The sequence below is a fragment of the Microbacterium sp. HMWF026 genome, from assembly GCF_003061325.1.
Lineage (GTDB): Bacteria > Actinomycetota > Actinomycetes > Actinomycetales > Microbacteriaceae > Microbacterium > Microbacterium testaceum_E.
In genome coordinates this window covers 1-1721 of record NZ_QAJB01000056.1, presented here as the reverse complement: position 1 = coordinate 1721, position 1721 = coordinate 1, and the positions used below count along the sequence as shown (strand labels likewise).

At 74.0% G+C, this 1721-nt stretch carries 2 protein-coding genes; one reads left to right on the top strand and one right to left on the bottom strand.

The features are described 5' to 3' along the window. The first annotated feature begins 45 nt into the window (after positions 1-45). Positions 46-672 (top strand): DUF1684 domain-containing protein, encoded by a 627-nt coding sequence (locus DBR36_RS02695; RefSeq protein ID WP_108317451.1) that lies wholly within the window; start codon positions 46-48, stop codon positions 670-672. 85 nt (positions 673-757) lie between these two features. Here the strand turns inward: DBR36_RS02695 and DBR36_RS02690 are convergent. Then, a partial coding sequence (locus DBR36_RS02690; RefSeq protein ID WP_108317450.1) for an SseB family protein occupies positions 758-1721 on the bottom strand: 964 nt, incomplete at its 5' end.

Sequence of the window (1721 nt, the reverse complement as noted above, 5' to 3'; positions counted from 1 at the left end):
GTCCAGCCCCGGCCACCGCGTCCCCGCGCCTCGTACGGTGGAGCAATGACCACCGCTGCCGCCCGCACCGCCCTGGACATCGCCGACTGGCGTCGCCGCGTCTTCGCCCTCTACGACGCCGTCCGCGAGGCCGACGACCCCGAGGACGCTCACGAGCTGTGGCGCATCGAGCGGGACGCCCTCTTCGCGGACCACCCGGCGACGCCCCTGCTGCCCGAGCAGCGCGACGGTTTCGTCGGGCTGCCGCTCGCACCGTACGACGCGGCCTGGCGATTCGAGGTGGAACTCCTGGACGCGGACGAGGCGTCGTTCGTCGCCACGACCGGCACCGACGGCGAGGTCGGCTTCGAGCGCATCGGTCGCGTCGAACTGCCCGACACGGGCTCCCTCGACGTGTGGCGGCTCACGTCGTACGGGGGCGGACTGTTCGTCCCCGTGCGCGACGCAGCGGCCGGACGCCCGGGCGGCACCTACGGCGGGGGCCGCTACCTGCTCGACACGATCAAGGGCGCCGACCTGGGCCGCGGCTCGACGCCGAACTCGCTGGTCATCGACTTCAACTTCGCCTACAACCCCTCGTGCGCGTACGACCCGATGTGGGCGTGCCCGCTCGCGCCCGCGGGCAATGTGCTGCCGGTCGCCGTGCCGGTCGGCGAGCTGTACGGCGTCTGACGCTCTGCCGTACGGCCCCGCCTCGCACCCCGCCCACACGACAGCGGCCGCCGCGCGAACGCGACGGCCGCTGCACGGGTCGAGGTCAGGCGCTCGGCGCGGGGGCGTCCTCGGCCAGGGCGATCACGGGCGCGAGCTCGTCGCGCGTGAGGCGGATCCAGGGTCCGGCCGGATCGATCAGGATGCCGGTCAGCCCGGCATCCACCGCCAGGGCCTTCGCGAGCTGAACCTTGGTGATGGGCAGCGGCTGGTCGCCGCGCCCGAGGGCCAGGAGTTCGAGCGGGTGGGTGAACACCTCGAGGAAGCGCTCGCCCGCGGCCGATCGCGATTCGGCGACACCGACGGGTCCACCCTCTTCGGTGCGCGCCACGGCGATCCACATGGGGGCGTCGGCGACGATGGCGTCAACGACCACGCCGGCCGTGTCGTCGGTGCGCGTCTCGCACAGTGCGGTCTTGATCCGCAGCTCGGGGTCGGCCTCGGCCATCATCCGCTCGAGCAGCGCCTTGGGCAGGACGGCGCGTCCATCGGCCGCGGCCGGGTTGAGCACGACGCCGCCGTAGGGGCCGCTGAGCACGTGACGCAGGAGCGCCATGATGGGCTGGCCCATCGCGGACGTGTCGCGGTCTCCGTCGGCTTCGACGCTCGCGCGCAGGGCCGTGCCGCCGCTGTAGGCGAGGACGAGCTGCTCGTCGCCGTTGTTCGCCACGGCGAGGGGAAGGTCCTTGCCCTCGGCCAGCAGGGCGCGGGCATCGCCCTTGACGCGCAGGAAGACGTGGCCCTGCAGCAGCTGCCGGGCGACGTTCAGCAGCTGAGCGGGCTCGGCCGGTCCCGAGATCTCGGCCAGGGCGTTGCCGAGCAGGACGTTGTCGCGCAGGCCGGGGACGGTCTCGGGAGCCTCGGGGGCTTCCATCGCACCGGGCTGACGGGCCGAGGGGCGCGCCGAGACGCCGGGGGTGGACTCGGCGGCGGGGGTGTCGGGGCCGGCGCCGACGCCACGGAAGGACGACATCGAGATGCCGACCGTCGGGGTCGTCTCGGCCGCCGCG